The following is a 26,134-nucleotide window of genomic DNA, read 5'->3' as shown; positions in this document are numbered from 1 at the left end:
TCAAAGGCAATCGGCCATGGACGCGGCGTTGCGCAAATCCCAGACCTTGGCGATCAATGCGTCGGCCTGGGCCGGTGTGCGCGCGGCGCTGAACTGGGTGAGGCGCTGGAATTTGTCGGCCAGTTCCGCGCGACTCAAGGTGTTGCCCGGATCACCCTTGGGCTCGTCGATGGCGCCGTGCAGCGTGCGGCCGTCCACCGTGGTGACGGTGACGCGGCCCAGCCAGCGCTGCGGATAGGCGCGGTCGACTTCGGGGTCGAGGGTCATGCTGACCTTGTCGCGAAACGCCGCCACGCCAGGATCAGTCAACGCCCATTCGTGGAATTCGGTGAGCCCGGCCTTGCCATGCACGGCGATCAATCCCAGCACGGTGCCCATGGAGAACTTGGCCTGGTGCACGCTGGTCGGCACGTTCACTCGCCCCAGCACATCGATGGCGCCCTGGTGCACACGCGTTTGCACGTGGCTGATGTCGGCGGCGCTGAGGCCTTCGCGCTGCATCAAATCCAACAGCGCATCGGCGGCAGGATGGGTATGCCGGCACGAGGCGTGGAACTTGAACGAGGTTTCCAGCAGCGCCCAGCGGCTGCCCAGGCCAGCCGACAATTTGCTCGGCTCGGCATCCGTGGACATGCCCGCCGCCAGGCCTTGGTCGCCTTCCAGGATATTGCGCGCGCCGGTCAGCCCCTCCGCCGTCAGGTAAGCGGCGAGCAATCCGTCTGCTGCGGCCTTGGCCGTGTGCAGTTGCTTGGAGTCGGCGGCGTCGCGCAAAAACTCCCACAGCCCGGCGGCCTGGGTGCCGGCGCTGCCGAGCAGGTTGATGAATTGTTCTTGGTTGAACGCCAACAACTTGCCCACCGCCACGGCCGCCGCCAGCGTGCCGACGGTGGCCGTGGTGTGGAAGATGCGGTAGTGGGAACGGCCCATGAATTCGCCGATGCGGATCCCGGCCTCATAACCGGCCACCGCGGCCAGCAGCAACTCACGGCCGGATTTGCCAAGGTCCTGCGCCGCGGCCAAGGCGGCGGGAAACACCACCGTTGCCGGGTGCAGCACCGAGCTGTTATGCAGGTCGTCCTGCTCCACCAGATGCGACGCGGCGCCGTTGACCAGCGCGGCGAAATACGCACTGCTGCTGCCCCCGTTGACGATCACCTGCGCCGGGCCGCTGCTCGGTCCCATCTTTTGCGCATAGCGCTCGAACAACGGAATCGGGTGTGCGCCCTGGCTGGCCAGCGCCGACGCCAGCCAATCCAGGAACAGGTCTTCGGTGCGCGCCAACACGGGCTCGGGCAAGTGGTCGTAGTTCAGTTCGGCAAGGAACCGACACAGGGCTTGGGTATGGCTCATGGTCAGGGCCTCAGAAGCTGCGTGGCAGTTCGAGCAAGTGCTCGGCCACGTAGGACAGGATCAGGTTGGTCGAGATCGGCGCCACCTGGTACAGGCGGGTTTCGCGGAATTTGCGCTCGACGTCGTACTCACAGGCAAAACCGAAGCCGCCGTGGGTTTGCAGGCAGGCGTTGGCTGCCTCCCAGGACGCCTTGGCCGCCAGGTACTTGGCCATATTGGCGCTGGCCCCGGCGTTCTGGCCGCTGTCGTATTCCTCGCAGGCGCGCCAGCGCATCAGGTCGGCCGCTTCGATTTCGATATGCGCTTCGGCAATCGGGAATTGCACGCCCTGGTTCTGCCCGATGGGCCGGCCAAACACCACGCGGTCGCGGGCATACGCACTGGCCTTTTCGATGAACCAGCGGCCGTCGCCGATGCATTCGGCGGCGATCAGCGTGCGCTCGGCGTTGAGGCCGTCGAGGATGTATTTGAAGCCCTTGCCCTCCTCGCCAATCAGGCTATCGAGGGGCAGTTCCAGGTTGTCGAAGAACAGCTCGTTGGTCTCGTGGTTGACCATGTTGGCGATGGGCTGCACGGTCAGGCCGTTGCCGATGGCCTCGCGCAGATCGACCAGGAAGATCGACATGCCCTCGGACTTTTTCTTCACCTCGGCCAGGGGCGTGGTGCGCGCCAAGAGGATCATCAGGTCGGAATGCTGCACCCGCGAGATCCAGACCTTCTGGCCATTGATCACGTATTTGTCGCCGCGCTTGATCGCAGTGGTCTTGATCTTGGTGGTGTCGGTGCCGGTGGTGGGCTCGGTCACGCCCATCGACTGCAGGCGTAATTCGCCGCCGGCGAGCTTGGGCAGGTAGAAGCGTTTTTGCGCCTCGCTGCCGTGGCGCAGCAAAGTGAACATGTTGTACATCTGGCCGTGCACGGTGCCGGAATTGCCGCCGCAGCGGTTGACCTCCTCGAGGATCACCGAGGCTTCCGCCAGGCCCAGGCCGGAGCCCCCGTATTCTTCAGGGATCATCGCCGACAGCCAGCCGGCGTCGGTCAGCGCCTTGACGAACGCTTCGGGGAAGCCCTTTTCTTCATCGATCTTGCGCCAGTAAGCCGCGTCGAATTCGGCGCACAAGGCGCGCACACCTTCGCGGATGGCATTCAGTTCTTCGTTGTCATTGGGGTGCATGTCACGGCTCTCCGCCTGTTGTTCTTGGATTATTCGAAACGTACTTCGGCGGTCTGCGCGAGGCCGTCCGCATTGCCCGCCCATAGCGCGGCGACACCGTCGGCGGTCACGCGCCCGCCGACTTCAAACGGCTGCGGCGCAATCAACGGGCGTACGCCGCGATAGGCAAAATGGCGCAAGGTCGCGTCCGGATGCGCACGGCAAAAGGCTCGCAAGCTCAAGGTGGCGATCAGCGGACCATGCACCACCAGCCCGGCATAGCCTTCGGTGCCGGTGACGTAGGGGTAGTCGTAGTGAATGCGATGGCCGTTGAAGGTCACGGCGCTGTAGCGAAACAGTAGGGTCGGCGTCGGGTCGACCGTCTCTTTCCACTCGCCCCGTGCCAGGGCATCGCCGCTGCCGGCCTTGGGTGGCGTCGGTTCACGGTAGACGATGTCCTGTTCTTCGCGGATGGCCAGGCGGCCGTCCTGGGAGTAGTCGTGGCGCACGGTAACGAACAGCAGCGAACCGGTGCGGCCGGTCTTTTCTTCGACCTGGGTGATGGTCGACACGCGCGTCGCCGCCTCACCGGCACGCAAGGCGTGCAGGAACTCGATACGCCCACCGGCCCACATGCGATTGCGATTGTCGGCCGGCGGCAGGAAACCGCCCCGGGCCGGATGGCCGTCGGTGCCCAGGGCAGTCTCCGGCAGCGGGTCCTGGAAAAAGCACCATTGCCACAACGGTGGCAGGTCAGCACCCTGCTCTGGCACGGGTTCGCCGAAGGTGGCGGCGATTCGCCTGAGCAGGTTGGGGCTCAGGTGATCGTGGGCGGTTTCGCTTCGGCCGATCCAATCAGTGGCGCTCATCGGGTGCAGGTCCTCGGGCAGTGAGTGTCTGCCCCGGATCATGCAAGCGCGTGCCCGTTCTGAGAATTTGCATTTCAATAAACCAGCGTTCGGTTATGCTGAACGCCAGCCTCATTTACAAGCGTATTCCTTGTAGGCGCTGGCCTGCCCGCGCCTTGTTGCCATCACCGTTGCCCGAATAGGTGTCTTGCATGCACTTTGATCTCGCCGACCTGCGCCTGTTTATCCATATCGCCGAATCCCCCAGCCTTACCCAGGGCGCCAAGCGTGCATTTCTCTCGCCGGCTGCCGCGAGTGCGCGGATCAAAGCCCTGGAGGGCCAACTCGACACGCGCCTGCTGTACCGCGACAGCCGTGGCGTGGAGATCACCCCGGCGGGCGAACGGCTGCTGCACCATGCGCGGTTGATCATGCGCCAGGTCGATTACCTGAAGAGTGAGTTCACCCAGTACGGCGTCGATTCTGCCGGGCATATCCGCATCTTCGCCAACACCACGGCGGTCACCGAGTTCCTCCCGGAGGTACTCGCGGGTTTCCTGTCGCAGCGCCCCGGCGTGACCGTGGACCTGCAGGAACGCCTGTCCCGCGATATCGTGCGCGGCGTGCTCGATGGCACCAGCGACATGGGCATCATCGCCGGCCCCGTGGAGGCCGCGGGTCTGCAGGTGCTGCACTTCAGCACCGATGAATTGGTACTGATGGTGCCGGTCGACCACCCGCTGGCGCAGCTGCCCTCGGTGACACTGGAGCAAACGCTCGCCTACCAGCATATCGGCCTGCATGAAGGCAGCACGTTGTTGAGTTTCCTGCGTGAGCACGTGGAACGCCTGGGCAAACATTTGTCGTTGCGCATCCAGGTGTCGAGCTTCGAGGCGATCTGCCGGATGGTCGAGGCCGGGGTCGGGATCGGCATCATTCCAGAGTCTGCCGCCGTGCGGCACAGTCGCACCATGCAGTTGGTGGCGGTGAAGCTGGATGAGCCCTGGGCGATTCGCGAGCGCAGCATCCTGGTACGCGAGCTGGAAGCACTGCCGGGGACCATTCGTGCATTGATCGCCACGCTGATGCCGCAGAGCGCCTAAGCTCAAAAGTCACCTTGCCAGAGGAGACGCCCCATGCAACTCGAAGGATCCTGCCATTGCGGCGCCGTGACGTTCAGCCTGAACAGCGCCCACCCCTACCCTTACCAGCGTTGCTATTGCTCTATCTGCCGCAAGACCCAAGGCGGTGGCGGCTACGCGATCAACCTGGCCGGGGACACCCACAGCTTGAAGGTCCAGGGCCGCAAACAGATTTCGATCTATCACGCGCGGCTCAAGCCCGACGGCGCCAGTCGCGCCCACGCCAGCACGGCCGAGCGGCACTTCTGCTCGCAGTGCGGCAGCGCCCTGTGGCTGTTCAGCCCGGAATGGCCGGAACTGATCCACCCGTTCGCCTCGGCCATCGACACGCCCTTGCCGGTACCGCCGCAACACACGCACTTGATGCTCGGTTCGAAGGCGCCATGGGTCGAGGTCAGCGTGCGCAAGGGCGACCTGCAGTTCGAGGAATACCCCGAAGAATCCATCGCCCAATGGCATGAGCGCCTGGGGTTGACCCGTTAACAGTCTTTGACAGTTTCCCGACAAAGCTCGCAAAGATTGTCGGACCGCGCTTCCCTAGCATTCGAGCATCCAAACGGCCATCCGGGTGCTCTTCATGGTTCGCACATTGCGCGGTATTCCGCTGTTGGGTTGCCTGCTCGGCAGTCTCGGTTGCCAAGGGCAATCGCCGGCCCCGCCGCCGATTCCCAAGGGTGACTACGGCGCCGTCATTCGCTACCTGCAGGCGCGTATTCCGCGCGACATGGCGCGCGACAACGTGGCCGGCCTGTCGATTGCCCTGGTCAATGGCCAGGAACTGATCTGGGCGCGCGGCTTCGGCCTGGCCGACAAGGCGCGGGGCGTGCCGGTCACGCCAAACACGGCGTTTCGCGCCGGCGGCATTTCCAAACTGCTGACGGCTACGGCAGCCTTGCAACTGGTGGAGCAACAGCGGCTGGCCCTGGATGCGCCGATCCAGCAGACCCTGCGCGAGTTCCATGTGCGTTCGCGCTTTCATGCCGACCCGGCCGCCGCCGACCGCGATATCACCTTGCGGCGGTTGCTCAGCCACCAATCCGGCCTGCCCAGCGAACACCTGCGCGACCTGCGCAGCGACTTCGCCATGGGCCAGATGCCGATGCGCATCTCCGGCGTGTGGTTGAGCAGTCCACCGGGCTCTCAAGTGGCCTATTCCAACCTTGCTTATGCGCTGGTCGGAGCCGCCATCGAACGCGCCAGCGGCAACAGCTTCGAAGCCCAGTTGCAGCACAGCCTGCTCAAGCCGCTGGAGATGAACCAGTCGGGTTTTACCGGCACCCGCAGCGCGCAGGATTACCGCGCCCAAGGCTACGAGGACGGGATTGCCAGCCCCGATGCCCAGGTGCGCGACCTCGCCGCAGGCGGTTTGTGGACCAGCCCCAAGGACCTCGCGCGCTACCTGCAGATGCTGTTTGCCCACGGCCTCTACAAAGATCAGCGGCTGCTGCGCAGTGCCTCGATTGAGCAGATGTTCACCCAGCAAAACACCGGCAACGCGCTGGACTTCGACTGCCAGGTGGGCCTGGCCTGGTTCCTCGCGCCCTGCGGTGACGAACCGGTCGGCCCCGCCATACGCACCTACCAGCACAGCGGTGGAGGGGATGATTTCGCTGCACAGTTGACCCTGCTGCCGGACCAGCAACTGGGCGTGATCATCATGGCCAATGACAGCCATGCCGAGGAACTGGTCGCCACGCTGGCCACCGACACCCTGCGCCTGATGCTGCAGGCACAAACCGGCCAGGCAGTCTGCGCCGATGACTGCCAGGCGCCCAGCCATGGCCTCAAGTTGCGCCACGTGCCGGCGGCCATCGACCGCAAGCGCCTGGCCGGGTTCTATGCGACCGCCTGGGGCGTGTTTCGCATCAAGGATGGCCACAGCCGGCTGGCTGGCGAGTTGGCCGGCTTCGATTTCGAGTTGCTGCGCGACGACGAAGGCTGGTTGCGCGCGCAGAAAAAAGTCCTCGGCTTCTGGCTCAAGGACCTCGGCGAACTCAGCCGCATCCAGTTGGACGTTGTCACGGTGCAAGGCCGTCAGATGCTCACCGCACGCAGCCACGGCCAACGCATTGCCATCGGCGAGCGCATCGAGCCGCCACCCTTGCCCCTGGCCTGGGCCGACACCATCGGCACGTATCAAGTGCTCAACACCCATGAGCCCGACGCACCGTTGAGCGGTGTCAGCGTGCGCCTGGAAGACGGCTTCCTGGTGATGCGCGGCCAACGACACGACGAACCGCTGACCGACTACATCCTGCTGCCGGTCGACAACGCTCACGCGGTGCTGGCCGGTAACGGCTATGGCCTGGGCGACACCGTGAGCCGCCAGGTCAACGGCCTCAGCGCCTCGGGCTACGCCTTCAAACGCACGCAATCCCCTCATAAACCCCTGGTTCTCTAACCCCCTGGATGGACATTCTTATGCGCTCGACCACCCTGTGCCTGTCGCTCTCCTCACTGTGTCTGCTGGCCGGTGCCGACCGCGCCCTGGCCGAAGACTGGCAATACAGCCTCAAGGCCGGCGTGGCCAACGCGCCGCGCTACAGCGGCAGCGACCAGCGCATGAGCGCGCCGCTGCTGGGCGGCAAAGTCGTCAGCCCGTGGGGGATTTTCCTCGACACCGACAAGGGCCTGGGCTGGGGGTATGAAGGCAATGCCTTGAGTTTCAGCACCTACGTGGGCGCCAGCAGTTCGCGTAAAGACAAGAACGAAAGCCTGCACGCCGGCTCCAAGCGACTCAAGGGCATGGGCGAGATCAAGGCCCGCCCGCAAGTGGGGGTAAGCGCAAGCTACAACCTGGGCGGCGTAATCGTCGGCGCGACCCTGGAGCACGCGCTCAAGGAAGACGACCACAAGGACAGCGGCAAGGCCTTCACCCACCTGGAACTGAGCCTGGGCACCAACCTCTATGACGGCCGCTACGGTTCGGTCGACGCCAGCCTCAGCAGCCATTTTGGGGACCGCAATTACCTGCAGACCTGGTACGGCGTGACCACCGGCCAAGCGGCGCAAAGCCGCTTCCAGGCCTACAAGGCCGGTGCAGGCAATATCAGCAACGGCCTGAACCTGGTGTGGAGCGTGCCGATCAGCGAACACACCGAATTCTCGACCCTGCTCGATGTGCAGTACCTGGCGGATGAAGCGGGCAAGAGCCCAATTGTCGAGCGCAGGCTACAAACGTCGGTGATGGGCGTGCTTGAATACACGTTCTGATGAGGTAGCCCCATCAACCTGTCGGAGGGAACTCCCGAAAGCGCTCGGTCAGTTGATTCATGTGTTAACTGACAGAAAGCCTTCGGGAGCAAGCCCCCTCCCACCGGTGAGTTCTGCACGATGGACGCTTGTTACTCGGCATACGCCCAGGTCATCCGGAACGACGCCCCGCCCCACTCCGAATCCAGTACTTGCACCTGCCCGCCATGCCACTGCGAGACCCGCTGCACCAACGCCAGGCCGAGGCCGAAGCCACCGGTGCGGCGGTCGCGGCTGGCGTCCAGGCGCATGAATGGCTGGAAGATCTTCGCGCGACCGTCCTCGGGCACACCGGGGCCGTCGTCGCACACGCGCACTTCATAGCCGCTGCCGAACTTGACCAGCGACACTTCGACCCGGCGCTCGGCGTAGCGGATGGCATTGCGCAGCAGGTTGATCACCGCACGTGCCATGAAGCGCGGTTCGATCTGGATAAAGTCCACCTCGCAGGTGCGCAGCGACAGCTGGATGCCAGCCGCCTCGGCCTCCAGCGCCACGCTGCCGATCACGCTGTCGAGCCAACTGTGGGCTTCGATGCGCTCGCGGGTCACCTGGGTGGCGCCGCGCTCCAGGCTGGCATAGGTGAGCAGTTCGGAGACCATTTCTTCCAGCTCGCCGAGGTCGGCGTACATGTCGGCGATCAACGCGCGGCTCTCGCGCGGGTCGGCCTGTTGCTTGAGCTGGTCGAGCTCGAACGACAACCGCGCAATCGGCGTGCGCAGCTCGTGGGACACCGCGTTGGTGAGTTCACGCTGATTGGCGATCAGGCTTTCGATGCGTTCGGCCATCTGGTTGAAGTGCCCGGCCAGCTCACGCACGGTGGAGCGGCGCGGCAGCAGGATGCGCGAGCCGAGGTCGTTGTCGCCAAAGCGTTGCGCGGCCAGGCGGATATGCTCCAGGTCCCGCCAGTGCGGGCGCACCCAGAAGTACAGGACGATGGCCAGGCACAACCCGAGAAACCCATAGGCCCACAGGTACAGCCATTTGGGCTCTTCCGGCAGCTTGATTTCCAGCAACTGCGGGCCACCGTCGATGCTGGTGAGGAATTCCTGGAAGTCGCCACGCACCACCAGCAACCCTTCGGCCAGCAGTTGTTGTTCACGCGCGCTCAGCGCCTGGGTGTCTTTGGGCACCAGCTTGAGGCGCAGGCCGTAATGCACTTGCAGCTCGTCCAGCCGGGCCTGGCGCTCGTCCCCGCGCAACGGCCGTAATTGCTCTACCAGCCCATAGGCCGGACCGCGCAGGGCTTCGCGGTTATAGGTTTCATTGGCCTCGGGCAACAGCTCGTCGAAGGTGTAGTTGACCAGCCAGATCGCCGCCGCCAGGCCGATCGCCAGAATCACATACAGGCGCAGAAACAGCCGCAGCATCTAGACCTCCCACGCAAACGGATTGAACAGATAGCCCTTGCCCCAGATGGTCTTGATGCACACCGGCTCGCGGGGATTGTCATTGAGCTTGCTGCGCAACTTGCTGATGTACACGTCGACGCTGCGGTTAAGGCCATCGAAGGCGATGCCGCGCATGCGGTTGAGAATGTCGTCGCGCGAGAGGATCTTGCCGGCGCTGCTGGCCAGCAACCACAGCAGTTCGAACTCCATGGTGGTGAGGTCGACCTGCTCCTCCCCAAGGCTGACCACCCGGCAACTGCGGTCGATCGCCAGCCGGCCAAAGGCGATGGAGCCGCGCACCGTCGGCTCCGGCGCCTGCCGACGCTGCAGCGCGCGCAGGCGTGCGAGCAGCACCGGGGGCTTGATCGGCTTGATCACATAGTCGTCGGCTCCGGACTCCAGGCCGAGGATGTGGTCCAGGTCATCTTCCTTGGCAGTGAGGATCACAATCGGCGTGTCGGACACATTGCGAATCTCGCGGCACACATGCAGGCCGCTCTGCCCCGGCAGCATCAGGTCGAGCACGACGATTTTCGGCTTGAACTCGAGAAACGCCGCCAGGGCTTCATCGCCGCGGTGCACCACGCGCACCTCGAAGCCATGCTGCGACAGAAAGTGCGCGATCAGCCCTGCCAGCTTCTCGTCGTCCTCAACGAGCAGGACCTTGCCCAGACCCAGGTTTTCCATAAGTTCTCAGTGTGCAAAGGCGGATTGAAGAGTGGGCATTATAGGTGGCAAGCTGGGCCTCTGACCCCACTGGTCAACGGCGGCCGACGAACCTTCATGCTTTTAAGAGTTTTTAACAAATAGCCCGCACTCTTTAACGCCATTCACAGGGAGTTGTATGCGCAAGGATTACCTGGCGTTCTTCGTTTCACTGTTCCTGTCACGGCTGGCAGACCAGATCCTGCTGTTTATCGTGCCGTTGATCGTGTTTCAGACCACCCAGAGTGTGTCGTGGGCCGGGCTGGCGTTTTTCGTCGAGTCACTGCCACGCTTTCTCGCGTTCCCGGTGTGCGGCGCATTGTGTGACAAGTTTTCCCCGGTGCGCATCCTGCATATCAGCCAGGTCTACCGGACGCTGGCGTGTGGGGTGGCGGTGGCACTGTACGCGGTGTTCGACGGGATTTATTGGATCGTGGGGCTTTCCGCGCTGTGCGGGGTGCTGACCACCCAGGGCATCATGGCCCGCGAAGTGCTGATGCCGCATGTTTTCCAGCAATACAGTTATGCCAAGACCCTCTCCTACTCGCAGATCGCCGACCAGAGCGGCTTGGTGCTGGGGCCGCTGATTGCCGCACTGATGCTGCAAGTGTGGGCCTGGCATTGGGTGGTACTGGGCATCGCCGGCCTGTTTGTGCTGGCGGACCTGGCCATGTGGGCCTGGCAGCGCAGCAATACAGTGACGCTTGCACACCATGCGCAGCACCGGGATATCTGGGTGCAACCGCTGCGCATTGCCTTCGGGCATATCCAGCAGTTGGCGGGGCTCAAGCGCTTGATTGCGCTGACGGTCGGGGTCAACTTGATCATCGGGGTCACGCTGGCCACGTCCGCCGCCATGGTCATCGGTCTCTACGCGGCAGACAAGGATGCCTACGCCCTGCTGCAAGCCGCCGGCGCCCTGGTGACCATCGCGATTCTGTTTTACCTGGCGCGCAGCGCACTGCCGCTGAAAGTGCTGGGTGGGCTGTCGTACGTGTTGATCGCCGTCGGCGCATTGATCACCGCCCTCAGCCCGACGCTGTGGGCTTACACCCTGGGCTTTCTGCTGGTGATCGGCTTCGACAAGATGTACAGCGTGTACATGCGCAGCGTCCGGCAAAAAGTCATCCCGGTGCAGGATTTCGGCAAGACCGTCGGTGTGATCACCCTGCTCAACAACCTGCCACAACCGATGGCCGGCCTGGCGGTTGCGCTGCTGGCCAGCCCGTTGGGCACGCAAACGGTGATCCTGCTGCTGACCGCGATCACCGCGTTGATCGGCGTGGCCGTGGCCTCAGGCTGGTACGCCACTGTGAAAGCGGAACTCGATGTCGGGTGACTCGATCAGTTCCTGCTCGGCCGCCCGCACCCGCTCGATCACGTGGGCGATGTCCTTGGCGTCGCCGTACTGGTAGGCCAGCTTGAGGTAACCCTGGAAGTGCCGCGCCTCGCTTTTCAGCAGGCCGAAGTAGAACTTGCCGAGTTCTTCGTCCAAATGCGGCACCAGGGCTTCGAAACGCTCGCAACTGCGCGCTTCGATAAATGCGCCGACCACCAGCGTATCCACCAACTTGACCGGTTCGTGGCTGCGCACCACCTTGCGCAAACCGGAGGCATAACGCCCGGCGTGCAACTGGCGCAGTTCAACCTTGCGCTTTTTCATCAGGCGCATGACTTGTTCGTGGTGCACCAGCTCTTCGCGGGCCAGGCGCGACATCATGTTGATCAGGTCAACATGGCCGTGGTACTTGGCAATCAGGCTGAGGGCGGTGCTGGCGGCCTTGAATTCGCAGTTCTTGTGGTCGATCAGCAGGGTGTCCTGATCGGCCAGCGCGGCCTGGACCCAGGCGTCGGGGGTGCGGCAGCCGAGGAATTCGTGGATTTCGGGCAGGTTCATCGGGCTCACGGGTAAAGGATCACAAAAGGGCGCCGATTATACCGACCGCGCCGCAGACCACCAGCCACCGGCCTTGATGTGCATCAACATGACGTCCGGCGAGCAGCAACTATAGTTGTTCCAGCCCGCCCCTTTTTGGAGATCCCGATCATGCAAGCCATTCGCAGCATCCTGGTGGTCATCGAGCCCGAGCATTCGGAAAGCCTGGCCCTCAAGCGCGCGAAGTTGATCGCCGGGGTCACCGGCGCGCACCTGCACCTGCTGGTGTGCGACCGCAAGCACGAGCACTCGGCGCTGTTGAGCCTGCTTAAATCCTCCCTGCAAGAGGATGGCTACAGCGTCACCACCGAGCAGGCCTGGAATGAGAGCCTGCACGAAACCATCATCGACGTGCAGCAGGCTGAAGGCTGTGGCCTGGTGATCAAGCAGCATTTCCCCGACAGCCCGTTGAAAAAGGCCCTGTTGACCCCGGCGGACTGGAAGTTGCTGCGCTACTGCCCAACGGCCGTGCTGCTGGTCAAGACCGCTACGCCGTGGGCTGGCGGGGTGATCCTGGCCGCGATCGATGTGGGCAACACCGATGGCGAGCACCGTTCGCTGCACAATTCGATCATCGATCATGGCTTTGATATCGCCAGCCTGGCCAAGGCGCAGCTGCATGTGATCAGCGCCCATCCGTCGCCCATGCTGTCGGCGGCGGACCCGACCTTCCAGCTCAAGGAGACCATCGAGGCGCGCTATCGCGAGCAATGCAAGGCCTTCCAGGCTGAGTTCGATGTGGACGATGCGCACCTGCATATCGAGGAAGGCCCGGCGGATGTGCTGATCCCGTTCGCGGCGCATAAATGGCAGGCGGCGGTAACCATCATCGGCACCGTGGCGCGCACCGGGCTTTCCGGGGCGCTGATCGGCAATACGGCGGAGGTGGTGCTGGATGAGGTGGAAAGCGACGTGCTGGTGCTCAAGCCGCAGGAGCTGATGGATCACTTGGAGGAACTGGCCACCCAGGCCTGACACGCAGGCCGGTGCTGGCTGGCTTCAAAGGTGGGAGCTTCATCAGTGCCCAAACGCGTCCTTGAGAAACCCCGGGGCGATATAGCGCTGGTAGTGGGCCTCGGACAAGATAAAGAACTCGCGGTCGATGGCGTCGCGCAAGTCCGGCAGGTTCCAGTCACGAAACTCCGGCAACAGCACCATGCCATAGGCTTCCAGGTTGGAAATCACCCGCGCGCCCCGGGCAATCAACTGATAGGCCCAGCAGTACTCGGACTGGTGCGGCACGAAGCGAATCTTGCGCTGCTCCAGCTGGCCGCGCAGGGTCTTGGGGTCGAAAATCTCCAGTTTGCCGGCCATCACCTGCACCAACAACTGCTCCAGGCGCAGCCACACTGCCCGTTTTTCTTCTTCGTTATAGCCATTCCACTGGATCACTTCGTGGTGGAAACGCTTGCAGCCACGGCACACGAGATCGCCGTAAACCGTGGAGCACAGGCCGACGCAGGGGGTCTTGATGGTTTGGTTGGACATGGGCAACGACACGCAAATCAGCGAAACAGTGCGCCATGTTAGCCCTTTGTCTAACCTTCATCACCCTGCAAACTTGGCGAGGCAACTTACCTTTAGAAATTTTTTGCCGTAGAATCATCCGGCCTTGTAAGGCGCCAATAATCCGCTGGAAGCTGTTTTCAAAGCGTCACGAGCACAGTCGTTCCTTCAGAACGGTGTTGGCGTGGGTTCGACCCGGTAGGTCAGGACCCTCGCCAACCCTCATCAGCTCCGTTCTGCAGGCGTAAAACTTTGAAAGCAGCTTCTGTGAGGAATGCCGGCAGCGCTGGCTTTGCGGCCCAAAAAGCCCCCGAGCGCATGTGTGCCGATCATTTCTGGATGAGCGTCCCGTGGGACCACTGATGAGGGTAATAACTGTGCTTGAAGCCTACCGCAAACATATCGAAGAGCGTGCCGCCCTGGGTATCGTTCCCCAGCCGCTTAACGCCGAACAAACCGCAGGCCTGGTCGAGCTGCTGAAAAATCCTCCGGCTGGCGAAGAAGAATTCCTCGTTGACCTGATCACCAACCGCATTCCACCAGGTGTTGACGAAGCTGCCTACGTCAAGGCCGGTTTCCTGTCTGCCCTGGCCAAGGGCGAAGCCACTTCCCCCCTGATCAGCAAGCAACGCGCTGTTGAACTGCTTGGCACCATGCAAGGCGGCTACAACATCGTGACGTTGGTCGAGCTGCTGGACGACGCCACCCTGGCACCTGTCGCCGCCGCCCAACTCAAGCACACCCTGTTGATGTTCGATGCGTTCCACGACGTCGCTGAAAAAGCCCGTAACGGCAACGAACACGCCAAGGCCGTAATCCAGTCCTGGGCCGACGGCGAGTGGTTCAAGAACCGTCCGACCCTGGCCGACAAGATCAGCCTGCGCGTGTTCAAGGTCACCGGCGAAACCAACACCGACGACCTGTCCCCTGCCCCGGACGCCTGGTCGCGCCCTGACATCCCGCTGCACGCCCTGGCCATGCTGAAAATGGCTCGCGAAGGCATCGTGCCGGACGAGCAAGGCAAGACCGGCCCGATGAAGCAGATCGAAGAGATGCGCGGCCAAGGCTTCCCGATCGCCTACGTCGGTGACGTGGTCGGTACCGGTTCGTCGCGTAAATCGGCGACCAACTCGGTCCTGTGGTTCTTCGGCGACGACGTTCCCTACGTGCCGAACAAGCGCGCTGGCGGCTTCTGCTTCGGCAGCAAGATCGCTCCAATCTTCTACAACACCATGGAAGATGCCGGCGCCCTGCCGATCGAATTCGACGTCACCAACATGAACATGGGCGACGTGATCGACCTGTACCCACATGCTGGCAAAGTCACCAAGCACAACAGCGACGAAGTACTGACCACCTTCGAAATGAAGACGCCAGTACTGTTGGACGAAGTCCGTGCCGGCGGTCGTATCCCGCTGATCATCGGCCGTGGCCTGACCGAGAAGGCTCGCGCCGAGCTGGGCCTGCCGCCTTCGACCCTGTTCAAGCTGCCGGAAGCACCGGCTGAAAGCACCAAGGGCTTCACCCTGGCGCAGAAAATGGTCGGCCGTGCCTGCGGCCTGGCAGAAGGCAAAGGCGTTCGTCCTGGCACCTACTGCGAACCGAAGATGACCACCGTGGGCTCCCAGGACACCACCGGTCCAATGACCCGTGACGAACTGAAAGACCTGGCGTGCCTGGGCTTCTCGACCGATCTGGTAATGCAGTCCTTCTGCCACACCGCGGCTTACCCCAAGCCGATCGACGTGACCACCCACCACACCCTGCCTGACTTCATCATGACCCGTGGCGGTGTATCGCTGCGTCCAGGCGACGGCATCATCCACAGCTGGCTGAACCGCATGCTGCTGCCGGACACCGTCGGTACCGGTGGTGACTCCCACACCCGTTTCCCGATGGGCATCTCGTTCCCGGCCGGTTCTGGCCTGGTCGCGTTCGCCGCAGCCACTGGCGTGATGCCACTGGACATGCCGGAATCGATCCTGGTGCGCTTCAAAGGCAAAATGCAACCTGGCATCACCCTGCGTGACCTGGTGCACGCCATTCCTTACTACGCGATCCAGGCTGGCCTGCTGACCGTAGAGAAGAAAGGCAAGAAAAACGCCTTCTCCGGCCGCATCCTGGAGATCGAAGGCCTGAACGACCTGACGCTGGAGCAGGCTTTCGAGCTGTCCGACGCCTCGGCTGAACGTTCGGCTGCCGGTTGCACCATCAAGCTGTCCAAGGACTCCGTCACCGAGTACCTGAACTCCAACATCACCCTGCTGCGCTGGATGATCGGCGAAGGCTACGGCGATGCACGCACCCTGGAACGTCGTGCTCAAGCGATGGAAGCCTGGGTTGCCAACCCGGAGCTGATGGAAGCCGATGCCGACGCCGAATACGCCGAAATCATCGAGATCGACCTGGCCGAAATCAACGAGCCGATCCTCTGCGCACCGAACGACCCGGACGATGCCCGTCTGCTGTCGAGCGTTGCCGGCGAGAAGATCGACGAAGTGTTCATCGGTTCGTGCATGACCAACATCGGTCACTTCCGCGCTGCCGGCAAGTTGCTGGAACAGGTCAAGGGTCAGCTGCCAACCCGTCTGTGGCTGTCGCCGCCGACCAAGATGGACGCTCACCAACTGACCGAAGAAGGCTACTACGGCATCTACGGCAAGGCTGGCGCGCGCATGGAAATGCCGGGCTGCTCGCTGTGCATGGGTAACCAGGCACGTGTAGAACCGAACTCGACCGTAGTGTCGACGTCGACCCGTAACTTCCCGAACCGTCTGGGTGACGGCGCGAACGTCTACCTGGCGTCCGCCGAGCTGGCGGCAGTTGCCTCCACGCTGGGTCGCCTGCCGACGGTTGAAGAGTACATGGGCTACGCAGCGAAACTGGACACCATGGCCAGTGACGTTTACCGCTACCTGAACTTCGACCAGATCGCTGAGTTCCGCAAGATCGCAGCCAGCGCCAACATCCCGGTGATTCAAGCCTAAGGGTGTGTTGACGTAAAAGGCGCCGCGTACCGCAAGGTACGCGGCGTTTTTTTTGCAAGCTGCAAACTACAAGCGACAAGCTGCAAGCCTCAAGCTTCAAGCCTCAAGCCTCAAGCCTCAAGCCTCAAGCTTCAAGCTTCAAGCTTCAAGCTTCAAGCTTCAAGCTTCAAGCCTCAAGCTTCAAGCTTCAAGCTTCAAGCTTCAAGCTTCAAGCTTCAAGCTTCAAGCTTCAAGCTTCAAGCTTCAAGCTTCAAGCTTAGAGCTTAGAGCTTAGAGCTTGTCGCTTGCAGCTTGCAGCTTGTAGCTTGTAGCTTGTAGCTTGCAGCTTGCAGCTTCTAGCTTGTGCTGGCCTCCAGCGCCAGTTGCACCGCGCCGTCGACGCTCAGGCCGCTGAGCAGCACCTGCGGCGCCAACGCCTCGGGCAGCCCCTGCAGCACCTCGCGGGCGTCATGCCGCACACGGGCCAGCACCAGGCGCTTGCCCTCCCCGCGCACCTGGGCAAAAAAACCTGCCAGTGCTTCGATACTGGTGCCGTCAAGGTCCGGCGACTCTTCCAGGCTCAGCACCACTGCGTCGACCGGAGACTGACGCATCAAGCGCAACGCCGCGCCCAGGATGCGCTCGGCATTCGCGAAAAACAGCGCCTCACTGGGCCGCACGATCAATACCCCGGGCACCGCCACGGCATCGGGATGGTGCAGGCGATCGACAAAGTCGTGACTGTTGCCCAGGCGCCCGAGCACCTGCAGGTCGGCTGAAGACATCTGGCGCAACATCAGCATCACACTGATTGCAACCGACACCAGCAAGCCATCCAGCACGCCGAGCACCAGCACGGCCGCCACCGCGCAGACCACCAGCAATCGATCGCGCCGCCAGATGAAATAACGCCCCAGGGGTTGCAGGCTCAAGCCTCGGCCCAAGGCATAGATGACGACGGCCGCCAGCACCGGCTCCGGGGTGAGCGCGACATAGGGCAACACCGTCAGCACAATCACCAGGATCACCAGCGCGGCGAAGATTCCCGCCAAGCGCGAGTAGGCACCGGCCGCCTCATTGGCCGAAGTCGCCGAGTAACCGGCACCCGCCGGCATGCCGTGGAACAGCCCGGACACCAGGTTGGCCGCACCGAGCGCGAGCAGATCACGGTTGGATGACACCCGGTCGCCATGCTTGAGGGCGAATGAGCTGATGGAACCGTAGGACTCGGCGTACAGGATCATCACCAGCGCAAACGCCAATTCCCCCAGGCGCAGCCAGTCGGCGAACGGCAACACCGGCAAATGCCCCAGCTCCAGGCGCAGGTCGATCATGCCGATCAGGGCCACGCCGTGGGCCTGCAGATTCAGGTATTGCCCGGCCGCGATGCCAAGCACCACGACCACCAGCCCGCCAGGCACGCGCGGCATGCGTGCACACACCCAGAGCAGCAGCAACGCCACCCCGGCCACCATGGCCGCCGGCCAGTTCCACTGTGGCAGTTGCTCGAGCAATTGCGGCAGGAAGCGGATCAGGTTGTTATCGGTCAGGTGCACGCCCACCACACTCGCCAACTGCTTGAGGATGATGGTCAGCGCCAGGCCGAAGGCAAAGCCACGCAACACCGGCTTGGCGATAAACGAGGTGACGCCGCCGAGCTTGAACAGCCCGGCCAGCAGGAAAAACACGCCGGTGACCAGCACCAGCCCGAACGCCAGGGACAGCCGCAGCGCCGGGTCATCTGCGGCCAGGCTGGACGTTGCGGCCGCCAACACCGCCGCCGAAGACGAGGTGGCCGAGACAATCGCAAAACGGCTGGTGCCGAACAGGCCGTAGCACACCAGGCCGGCGAACAAGGCAATCACCCCGGCCTGGGGCGGCAGCGCGGCGATACTCGAATAGGCCACGGCTTCCGGCAGCAGCAGGCCGGCAATCGATAAGCCGGCGAGCAGGTCCTGGGTACGGGTGGGCGGCGCAGCCACGGGAGTAGCAGGTTCAGTGTTCAAGCGGCCCGACCATCCTGGCAAATGAGGTGCGTCAGCTTAGCCTGCATTGAGGTTTTTCGAGCGCAAAAAAAAGCCGATTCGCGGTCTGCGCGAATCGGCTTTTTGGCGTGAGTCCCGCGGTCAGGACAGCAGCGAGTAAATCAACGCGGTAATCGCCACCAGGCCGACCGCCGTGACAAACACGTTGGACGCCTGCCCACGGTACTTGGCCATCGCCGGTACCTTGCGGATCGCGTACATCGGCATCAGGAACAGGATCGACGCGATGATCGGGCCGCCCAGGGTCTCGATCATGCCGAGGATGCTTGGGTTGAGCGTGGCGACGATCCAGCACACCACCAGCATGAACGCGGCGGTGATGCGGTCGAGAGTCTTCGCAGCCGGGCGCCGGCCGCTCTTGAGCACCAGGCCCTTGAGGCCTTCGCTGGCACCGATGTAGTGACCGAGGAACGACTTGGCAATCGCCACGAACGCGATCAACGGTGCGGCGAACTCGATGGTCGGGTTGTTGAAGTGGTTGGCCAGGTACGACAGGATCGACAGGTTCTGCGCTTTCGCTTCGGCCAGTTGCGCCGGCGACAGGGTCAGCACGCAGCTGAACACGAAGAACAGCACCATCACCACCATCAACAGGTGCGCGCGCGACAGGATCTGCGAGCTGCGCTCATCGGCGTGGGCACCGTACTGGCGCTTCTGGTCCACCGCGAAGGCCGAGATGATCGGCGAGTGGTTGAACGAAAACACCATCACCGGGATCGCCAGCCACAGCGTATTGAGCAGCGCGGACGGCGCCGGCACCACACTGGCGGTGCTGAGGATGCCGCCCGTCCAGTGAGGGATCAGGTATACCGCCAGGAACAGCAAGGCGACGATAAACGGGTACACCATCAGGCTCATGGCCTTGACGATTACCTGCTCGCCGCACCGCACCACAGCCAGCAGGCCGAGGATCAGCACCAACGACAGGATCGCGCGTGGCGGCGGCATGATGTGCAGCTGATGCTCCATGAAGCTGCCGACGGTGTTGGTCAGCGCCACGCTGTAGATCAGCAGGATCGGAAAGATTGCGAAGAAGTACAGCAAGGTGATCAGCGCACCGGCGCGGATGCCGAAGTGCTCCTCGACCACGTCAGTGATGTCGGAGCCTTCGCGGCCGGACAGTACGAAACGGGTCAGGCCACGGTGGGCAAAGAACGTCATCGGGAAGGCCAGCACCGCCAGGATCACCAGGGGCCAGAAGCCGCCCAGGCCGGCATTGATCGGCAGGAACAAGGTACCGGCGCCAATGGCGGTGCCGAACAGGCCAAGCATCCAGGTGGTGTCCTGGCGGCTCCAGCTTGTGAGGGTTGCAGGTGTCGTTGCATAGCGTTCGTCGACGCTATTGGCCTGATCATTCATCCGGTCGGATCTCCGCATTTACATAGCCGGGACGAGTCAGAAAAACCTGACAGGCAGCGCCCCGACCATAGAAGGGGCGTGATTGTCCGGGATTCTCTTGAATAAGCAAAGACTTAGCTGAGGAACGGTTTGCCGGTGCAGCCGCTCCAGGGCCGCCCTGGGCGATGGTTGCCGGGAATGCTTAAACCGTTTCGAGCGATTGCAGCGTGCTATTCGTGAATGCAGCCAAGTCTTGGCGTATTAACTGGACTCGATGTATTTAGAGAACCTACCTACAACTCAATCAGACACTAACGACTATCTAAATAAAATAATAAGCACACCACCGCGACAATTGTTACATAAGCCTACACAGCCATTGAGTCACCGCCAAACTTGAAACTAATATCGCCCGCAGCCGTCCCGAAGAAAAACAACAACACCGCGCACTTAAAACAACAGGAGTTCGACCATGCGAAGACTTAACGCTGTATTTACCAGCCTGTTACTCAGCTGTTTTCTCATCCCGCACGCCAGTGCCACAGAACACGTGGTACCTGAAGCGGACATTCACGCGCTGGCGTCTTCGCCGCAATGGCTAACCACCAAAGTCTATATCGAAGGCGAGCCGGACAAGGACGTCAAGGCCAACTACCCCGGCGTCGTTGGCCTATCCATGTGGGACCCACTGCGCAATCGCTATGAGTTCTTCTACACCGACACCGGCCGCTCAAAGCATGCCGATGGCGGCGGCGGATACTTCATGGTCACGGGCGACCGCAAGACGCATATCCTGATCCCGGACCTCGGCCCGAACCGAACCATCGTCAGGCGCCTGGAGAAACTTGATAACAGCGAATTCACTTACTCTCGCGAAGTTCCGCGCGACATGATCCCCACACAACCTCCCGTACGCATTTATGTAGTACACGCTCCGTATAAAGGCCCAATCAAGACAGCCATGTCGAATTAATTAAACATTGATGTTTAGCACTCTTCCAAACAACAAAGAACAAGGTGCCCGACCATGAATAAACGCAACCCTCTTCGTTTGCTGTTAATACCTGCACTGCTGGCCGCCGCGCTGTTGCCCGCTGCAGCGACCGTTGCTGCGCCGCCAGAAAAAAATACGGCCATCACTGCCGAGAACGCGGTCATGTTGACCGTGTTTCTTAAACACGATCAATCGCGCCCTCTGGGCGAGCTGAAGACGCAACTGGCCAAACAAGCGTTTCACGCCGTATTCCCACCCGCCGGGGTGGAGGTGGTGAGTTGGAACATCACCATGGGCATCGGCCAGGTCGTCGTGCTGCGCCTGCCGGCCTCGCGCCTGGCAGAGGTCAACCTGGCAATCGAAAACAGCGCGTGGGGGGTGTACACCACGGAATTTTTCCCCACCTACAACTTCATGCCCATCGCACAAGCCGAGCAGGACAAGGCGCGACGCAGCGCCCCGCAGTGATCGCCTGAGCGCTGCTGCGCCCCGAATGCGGCCAGGGGCGCAAAACGTGCGACCTCCGGGGACTAATACATTCCCGCACAAATCTATTTTAGAATGGCGCCCGTTGCTGTAGTTTTCATACAGCACCCGCCATTCTTCCTGTGAGCCCCGCCATGCCTCGCGTCTCCCGCAAACAAGCCGAACTCAACCGTGAAATCATCGTCGAGGCCGCCACGCACCTGTTTCGTGAGCGTGGGTTGCACGGCATCACCCTGTCGGATGTGATGGCCGCGGCCGGCCTGACCCACGGCGGCTTCTACGGCCACTTCGCGTCCAAGGAAGCCTTGGCCACGGAGGCCTGCCAGCAGGCCTTCGAGCACGCGAACCTGGGCTGGCAGGAAAAGATCCGCACCAGCGAAGATCGGCAAGCGGCGCGCCAGGCAGTCCTGGCCCCCTATCTGTCGGCGGCCCACCGCGACAACCCGGGTGACGGCTGCCCGATTTCAGCGTTCACCCCGGATATGTGCCACGAGCCCGCCGACACAGCGCTGCAGCACACTTTCATAGACGGGGTCGAAAAGTCGCTGGAGATCTTTGCCCAGCTTCAGGATGAGGATCGCCAGGCGATGCTGGCGAAATACGCGATGATGATCGGCGCCGTCACTCTCGCCCGTGCGACACGCGGCAATCAGCTGTCGGACGAATTCCTTGAGGCCGTACGAAACACCTTGTTGCCCGTTGACAGCCCCGCGCCTGTCCCAGCATGATCGGGCCATGAACCTGATCGCGCAGTACCTCACCCGTACCACCACCACGACCGCTCAAGGCGGGTCGCGCGGTGGCTGTGGGTGCTTGAACTAAACATCCGCAGATTCAACCCAAGGCCCCGCCAGCAATGGACGGGGCCTTTTTATTGCTCCGCCACCTGGCAATCACAAGGAGCAACACCATGGCTGACGCCCTGCTGATCATCGATATGCAAACCGGCCTGTACGATGGCCCAGAAAAACCCTTCGAACGCGAGCGGGTGCTGGATACCATCAATCAGCTGATCCAGCGCGCACGCGCGGCCCATGCGCCGATCTTCGTGGCCCGCCACACCGGTCCGGCGGGTTCTCCAATCGCCGCAGGCAGCCCGTTCTGGCAGCTGTGGCCTGCGCTGGACGTCGATGCGGCCCGCGATCAGCTCTTCGACAAGACTCGCCCGAGTTGCTTCCTCGGCACCGACCTGGCGCAGCAACTGCACGCCGCGCAGGTCAAGCAACTGGTGATCGCCGGAATGAAAACCCAATTCTGCATCGACACCACGTGCCGGGTGGCCGTGGAGCTGGGCTTTGGCGTGGTACTGCCGGAAGACGCGCACACTTGCATGGACACCCCGGCGCTGAAGGCCGAGGCGATTATCGAGCACCACAACGCCACGCTGGCGGGCGCCTTTGGACAGCGGGTGAAAGCGGCCGAGGTCAGTTTCTGAACCGGCACGCGCTCGCCTCCGACCCTGCATTTTTTCTGACGCGGCGAAACGATATTACTTACAAATCGCGCATACTCATCCCTTCAAACCCTTCAGGAAGAGCGTTCCGATGACCACCACTGTTCTGGTCCTGGTTGAAACCATCAACGAATACCTGCAAATCATCGAGAGCAATGACTTTCATGTGATCCTCGCGCCGACACCGGCCGAACGTGCCCAGGCCATCAAGGCCCATGGCGGACAGATCAAGGCGGTGCTGACGCGCGGCCCACTGGGGTTGTATGCCGAGGAAATCGCCGCCCTGCCGCTGCTGGAGATCATCTGCGTGATCGGCGCCGGCTACGAACACGTGGACCTGCAGGCCGCGAGCAACCGCGGCATCGTGGTAACCAACGGCGCCGGGGTCAACGCGCCGTCGGTGGCCGACCACGCCATGGCGCTGCTGCTGTCGCTGGTACGCGGCATCCCGCAGACCGATGCGGCGGTGCGGCGCAGCGAGTGGCCCAAGGTGATGCGCCCGTCCCTGGGTGGCAAGCAACTGGGGATTCTCGGGCTCGGCGCCGTAGGCCTGGAAATCGCCAAGCGCGCAGCCCTGGGTTTCGGCATGGAAGTGAGTTACCACAACCGCCAGCCGCGCGATGATGTGGACTACACCTACTGCGCCACCGCAGTGGAGCTGGCGCGCAACTCGGACTTCCTGATCCTGGCCACGCCCGGCGGCGCCAGCACTCGCCACCTGATCGACCGCAATGCCCTCGACGCCCTGGGCCCCAACGGTTACCTGGTGAATATTGGCCGCGGCAGCGTGGTGGTCACCGCCGACCTGGTCGCGGCCCTTGAGCAGCGCCGTATCGGCGGCGCCGCGCTGGACGTGTTCGACGACGAGCCGAAGGTGCCCGACGCCCTCAAGCGCCTGAGCAATACCGTGCTCACCTCACACGTGGCCGGCCTGTCGCCCGAAGCCGCCCACGACACCGTGCAGCGCGTGGCCGACAACCTGGTGGAATACTTTGCCGGTCGCCCGGTGCTCACGCCGGTGACCCTGCCAGCGCCCGAAAAATGACCGATCAGGCACGCTGATTATCGTCCAACACGCTAACCTATTAAGCCGCCCCGACCTTGTCGCTGGGCGGTGGTGCGCATTAGATTAGGAAATAGTCCGAGGCCTTTAGAATAAGCAGAAGGGATAAGCATGGCGCTGAACGACCAATCGACCCAGATTCGCCCAGGCGAAGAACTTGATGCCAGCCTGATCGATCCCTACCTCAAGGCCCATATCCCGGGCCTGAGCGGCACGCCCACGATCAGCCAGTTTCCGGGTGGTGCGTCGAACCTGACCTACCTGCTGGAATACCCCGGCCAGGAATTCGTGCTGCGCCGTCCACCGTTTGGCCACAAAGCCAAGTCCGCCCATGACATGGGCCGCGAATACCGCATTCTCAACCAGCTCAAAGATGGCTTCCCGTATTGCCCCAAGGCGTACGTGCATTGCACCGACGAGGCGGTGATCGGTGCCGAGTTCTACGTGATGGAGCGCGTCAACGGCATCATCCTGCGCTCCGACCTGCCAGCCGAACTGGGCCTGGACGCGACCAGGACCGAGGCACTGTGCAAGAGTTTTATCGACAAGTTCGTCGAACTCCACCAGGTCGACTACAACGCCTGTGGCCTGGCCGACCTCGGCAAACCCGAAGGCTACGTCGAGCGACAGATCCGTGGCTGGAGCGACCGCTACGAAAAAGCCCTGACCCCCGACGCGCCGAGCTGGGAAAGGGTCCGCGCCTGGCTCAACGACAAGATGCCGGCCGACCACCCGACCTCGAGCATCGTGCACAACGACTACCGCTTCGATAACGTGATCCTCGACCCTCATAACCCGATGCAGATCATCGGCGTGCTGGACTGGGAACTGACCACCCTCGGCGACCCGCTGATGGACCTGGGCAACACCCTTGCCTACTGGATCGAGGCCGGCGATCCCGCGCCCGTGCAACTGATGCGCCGCCAGCCGAGCAACGCCCCCGGCATGCTTACCCGCCGCGAGTTCGTCGATTACTACGCTGAACGCGCCGGGATCCAGATCGACAATTTCGATTTCTACTACACCTACGGCCTGTTCCGCCTGGCCGGCATCGTGCAGCAGATCTACTACCGCTTCTTCCATGGCCAGACCCAGGACAAACGCTTTGCGCAGTTCATCCACATGAACAAGCTGCTGGAGCAGATGAGCCTGAATGTCATCGGCAAATCCGCGCTCTGATTGCACATAACAAGGAATCCCCATGTCCAAGACCAACCTGTTCGACCTCGACGGCAAGATCGCTTTTGTGTCCGGCGCCAGCCGTGGCATCGGTGAGGCCATCGCCAAGTTGCTGGCCCAGCAAGGCGCCCACGTGATCGTCTCCAGCCGCAAGCTGGAGGGCTGCCAACACGTGGCGGACGCGATCATCGCCGACGGCGGCAAGGCCACGGCCATTGCCTGCCACATCGGTGAAATGGAGCAGATCACCCAGGTCTTCGCCGGCATTCGCGAGCAGTTCGGGCGCCTGGATATCCTGGTGAACAACGCCGCCACCAACCCACAGTTCTGCAACGTGCTGGACACCGACCTCGGCGCGTTCCAGAAGACCGTCGACGTGAACATTCGCGGCTACTTCTTCATGTCGGTGGAAGCCGGCAAGCTGATGCGCGAAAACGGTGGCGGCAGCATCATCAACGTGGCGTCGATCAACGGCATTTCGCCGGGCGTGTTCCAGGGCATCTACTCGGTGACCAAGGCCGCCGTGATCAACATGACCAAGGTGTTCGCCAAGGAGTGCGCGGCGTTCGGCATTCGGTGCAACGCCCTGCTGCCGGGCCTGACCGACACGAAGTTCGCCTCGGCGCTGGTGAAAAACGATTCGATCCTGAAAATGGCCCTGGCGCAGATCCCGCTCAAGCGCGTGGCGGCCCCCAGCGAAATGGCCGGCGCGGTGCTGTACCTGGCCAGCGATGCGTCCACCTACACCACCGGCGTGTCGCTGAATGTGGACGGCGGTTTCCTGTCCTGATCAAGCATTCGGCGGTTGCTGCCGAAAACTCACCGCCAGGCGGTTCCAGCCACTGATGCTGGACACCGCCATGGTCAGGTCCACCAGTTCCTGCTCGCTGAATTCCAGACGCACTGCCGCGAACAGCTCATCTGAAACGCTGGAAGTCGGCAGCGACGCCACCGACTCGCTCCAGGCCAACGCGGCCTTCTCCCGCGCCGTGAAAAACGGCGAATCGCGCCACACGCACAGGGCAAACAGACGTCGCTCAGTCTCACCGCGCTGACGCGCCGCCATTGAGTGCATGTCGGTGCAAAACCCACAGTGGTTGAGCTGCGAGACGCGAATCTTGATCAGCTCCAGCAACGACTGTTCGATGGACAGGCCAAAGATCGCTGCCTCCAGCACGAGCATGCCCTTGAGCGCTTGCGGCGAAGCGGTGTAGTAATCCAGACGAGGTTCCATGGGGTGGCTCTCAGGCAGCGAATGCAATCACAACCTAGCCTAGAGCCCTTAAGGCATAAGCCCTATAGCCAATCCGGTGGTTTACGCAGAGAC

At 62.5% G+C, this 26,134-nt stretch carries 24 protein-coding genes; 14 read left to right on the top strand and 10 right to left on the bottom strand.

The genetic code is table 11. The features are described 5' to 3' along the window. From BBG20_RS24310 to BBG20_RS24300, 3 genes are read right to left on the bottom strand one after another with little or no spacing between them, the layout of a single operon-like run. Positions 1-1,350, bottom strand: a complete 1,350-nt coding sequence (locus BBG20_RS24310) for an MmgE/PrpD family protein (RefSeq protein ID WP_065907966.1) — start codon at positions 1,348-1,350, stop codon at positions 1-3. 10 nt (positions 1,351-1,360) lie between these two features. Then, the gene (locus BBG20_RS24305; RefSeq protein ID WP_065907965.1) at positions 1,361-2,524 is read right to left on the bottom strand and encodes an acyl-CoA dehydrogenase family protein; all 1,164 of its coding nucleotides are present in this window, start codon (positions 2,522-2,524) and stop codon (positions 1,361-1,363) included. A gap of 29 nt (positions 2,525-2,553) precedes the next feature. Beyond that, the gene (locus BBG20_RS24300) at positions 2,554-3,372 is read right to left on the bottom strand and encodes an FAS1-like dehydratase domain-containing protein (protein ID WP_065907963.1); all 819 of its coding nucleotides are present in this window, start codon (positions 3,370-3,372) and stop codon (positions 2,554-2,556) included. Between the two features lie 191 nt (positions 3,373-3,563). Here BBG20_RS24300 and BBG20_RS24295 point away from each other — a divergent pair, with 191 nt between their 5' ends. The 4 genes from BBG20_RS24295 (at position 3,564) to BBG20_RS24280 (ending at position 7,706) form a co-directional block, all read left to right on the top strand. Further along, complete coding sequence (locus BBG20_RS24295; protein WP_065907961.1) at positions 3,564-4,454, top strand: LysR family transcriptional regulator; 891 nt, start codon at positions 3,564-3,566, stop codon at positions 4,452-4,454. Between the two features lie 33 nt (positions 4,455-4,487). Continuing rightward, positions 4,488-4,976: a GFA family protein gene (locus BBG20_RS24290; protein WP_065907958.1), complete on the top strand. Its 489-nt coding sequence runs from the start codon at positions 4,488-4,490 to the stop codon at positions 4,974-4,976. A 94-nt stretch (positions 4,977-5,070) separates the two neighbouring features. After that, positions 5,071-6,894, top strand: a complete 1,824-nt coding sequence (locus BBG20_RS24285; protein WP_065907953.1) for a serine hydrolase domain-containing protein — start codon at positions 5,071-5,073, stop codon at positions 6,892-6,894. A gap of 20 nt (positions 6,895-6,914) precedes the next feature. Further along, positions 6,915-7,706 carry a MipA/OmpV family protein gene (locus BBG20_RS24280; RefSeq protein WP_083221476.1) on the top strand — a complete coding sequence of 264 codons (792 nt, stop codon included), beginning with the start codon at positions 6,915-6,917 and terminating at the stop codon, positions 7,704-7,706. A gap of 131 nt (positions 7,707-7,837) precedes the next feature. On the opposite strand, the gene BBG20_RS24275 is transcribed toward BBG20_RS24280, so the two are convergent. Next, entirely contained in the window at positions 7,838-9,115 is a 1,278-nt protein-coding gene (locus BBG20_RS24275; RefSeq protein ID WP_065907951.1) for an ATP-binding protein, read from the bottom strand. Continuing rightward, the gene (locus BBG20_RS24270) at positions 9,116-9,823 is read right to left on the bottom strand and encodes a response regulator (RefSeq protein WP_065907949.1); all 708 of its coding nucleotides are present in this window, start codon (positions 9,821-9,823) and stop codon (positions 9,116-9,118) included. Positions 9,824-9,980: 157 nt separating this feature from the next. Between BBG20_RS24270 and BBG20_RS24265 the strand changes: the two genes are divergently transcribed. Continuing rightward, a complete protein-coding gene (locus BBG20_RS24265; protein ID WP_065907947.1) occupies positions 9,981-11,180 on the top strand; it encodes an MFS transporter in 1,200 nt (399 codons plus the stop codon). On the opposite strand, the gene miaE is transcribed toward BBG20_RS24265, so the two are convergent. Then, complete coding sequence (gene miaE, locus BBG20_RS24260) at positions 11,136-11,738, bottom strand: tRNA-(ms[2]io[6]A)-hydroxylase (protein WP_065907945.1); 603 nt, start codon at positions 11,736-11,738, stop codon at positions 11,136-11,138. The two genes, BBG20_RS24265 and miaE, sit on opposite strands and share 45 nt — an antisense overlap. Before the next feature lie 150 nt (positions 11,739-11,888). Between miaE and BBG20_RS24255 the strand changes: the two genes are divergently transcribed. Then, positions 11,889-12,752, top strand: a complete 864-nt coding sequence (locus BBG20_RS24255; RefSeq protein ID WP_065907943.1) for a universal stress protein — start codon at positions 11,889-11,891, stop codon at positions 12,750-12,752. 42 nt (positions 12,753-12,794) lie between these two features. Here the strand turns inward: BBG20_RS24255 and BBG20_RS24250 are convergent, their stop codons facing one another. Further along, entirely contained in the window at positions 12,795-13,265 is a 471-nt protein-coding gene (locus BBG20_RS24250) for a DUF1289 domain-containing protein (RefSeq protein ID WP_065907941.1), read from the bottom strand. A 395-nt stretch (positions 13,266-13,660) separates the two neighbouring features. On the opposite strand from BBG20_RS24250, the gene acnB reads away from it, so the two are divergent. Next, positions 13,661-16,270, top strand: a complete 2,610-nt coding sequence (gene acnB, locus BBG20_RS24245; protein ID WP_065907939.1) for a bifunctional aconitate hydratase 2/2-methylisocitrate dehydratase — start codon at positions 13,661-13,663, stop codon at positions 16,268-16,270. 335 nt (positions 16,271-16,605) lie between these two features. Here acnB and BBG20_RS24240 read toward each other — a convergent pair whose 3' ends face one another. Together BBG20_RS24240 and BBG20_RS24235 are read right to left on the bottom strand one after the other, a co-directional pair. Next, positions 16,606-18,255, bottom strand: a complete 1,650-nt coding sequence (locus BBG20_RS24240) for a SulP family inorganic anion transporter (RefSeq protein ID WP_065907937.1) — start codon at positions 18,253-18,255, stop codon at positions 16,606-16,608. Positions 18,256-18,375: 120 nt separating this feature from the next. Continuing rightward, on the bottom strand, positions 18,376-19,653 hold the full coding sequence (locus BBG20_RS24235) for a serine/threonine transporter (RefSeq protein ID WP_065907935.1): 1,278 nt from the start codon (positions 19,651-19,653) through the stop codon (positions 18,376-18,378). A gap of 451 nt (positions 19,654-20,104) precedes the next feature. On the opposite strand from BBG20_RS24235, the gene BBG20_RS24230 reads away from it, so the two are divergent. From BBG20_RS24230 to BBG20_RS24200, 7 genes are all read left to right on the top strand, one after another. Beyond that, positions 20,105-20,605, top strand: a complete 501-nt coding sequence (locus tag BBG20_RS24230; RefSeq protein WP_065907933.1) for a DUF4822 domain-containing protein — start codon at positions 20,105-20,107, stop codon at positions 20,603-20,605. Positions 20,606-20,659: 54 nt separating this feature from the next. Further along, positions 20,660-21,094 (top strand): hypothetical protein, encoded by a 435-nt coding sequence (locus BBG20_RS24225; protein WP_065907931.1) that lies wholly within the window; start codon positions 20,660-20,662, stop codon positions 21,092-21,094. A 152-nt stretch (positions 21,095-21,246) separates the two neighbouring features. Then, positions 21,247-21,840 carry a TetR/AcrR family transcriptional regulator gene (locus BBG20_RS24220; RefSeq protein ID WP_065907930.1) on the top strand — a complete coding sequence of 198 codons (594 nt, stop codon included), beginning with the start codon at positions 21,247-21,249 and terminating at the stop codon, positions 21,838-21,840. 182 nt (positions 21,841-22,022) lie between these two features. Next, positions 22,023-22,547 carry a cysteine hydrolase family protein gene (locus BBG20_RS24215; protein WP_065907928.1) on the top strand — a complete coding sequence of 175 codons (525 nt, stop codon included), beginning with the start codon at positions 22,023-22,025 and terminating at the stop codon, positions 22,545-22,547. A gap of 109 nt (positions 22,548-22,656) precedes the next feature. Further along, positions 22,657-23,610: a 2-hydroxyacid dehydrogenase gene (locus BBG20_RS24210; protein ID WP_065907927.1), complete on the top strand. Its 954-nt coding sequence runs from the start codon at positions 22,657-22,659 to the stop codon at positions 23,608-23,610. A 129-nt stretch (positions 23,611-23,739) separates the two neighbouring features. After that, positions 23,740-24,807 carry a phosphotransferase family protein gene (locus BBG20_RS24205; RefSeq protein ID WP_065907925.1) on the top strand — a complete coding sequence of 356 codons (1,068 nt, stop codon included), beginning with the start codon at positions 23,740-23,742 and terminating at the stop codon, positions 24,805-24,807. A gap of 22 nt (positions 24,808-24,829) precedes the next feature. Continuing rightward, positions 24,830-25,597, top strand: a complete 768-nt coding sequence (locus BBG20_RS24200; protein ID WP_065907923.1) for an SDR family oxidoreductase — start codon at positions 24,830-24,832, stop codon at positions 25,595-25,597. On the opposite strand, the gene BBG20_RS24195 is transcribed toward BBG20_RS24200, so the two are convergent. After that, positions 25,598-26,041 (bottom strand): carboxymuconolactone decarboxylase family protein, encoded by a 444-nt coding sequence (locus BBG20_RS24195; protein WP_065907921.1) that lies wholly within the window; start codon positions 26,039-26,041, stop codon positions 25,598-25,600. Positions 26,042-26,134: the final 93 nt, after the last annotated feature.

The sequence above is a fragment of the Pseudomonas aylmerensis genome (assembly GCF_001702265.1).
GTDB lineage: Bacteria > Pseudomonadota > Gammaproteobacteria > Pseudomonadales > Pseudomonadaceae > Aquipseudomonas > Aquipseudomonas aylmerensis.
Note: the sequence above shows the minus strand (reverse complement) of the source record. Positions and strands in the feature narration are given on the sequence as shown.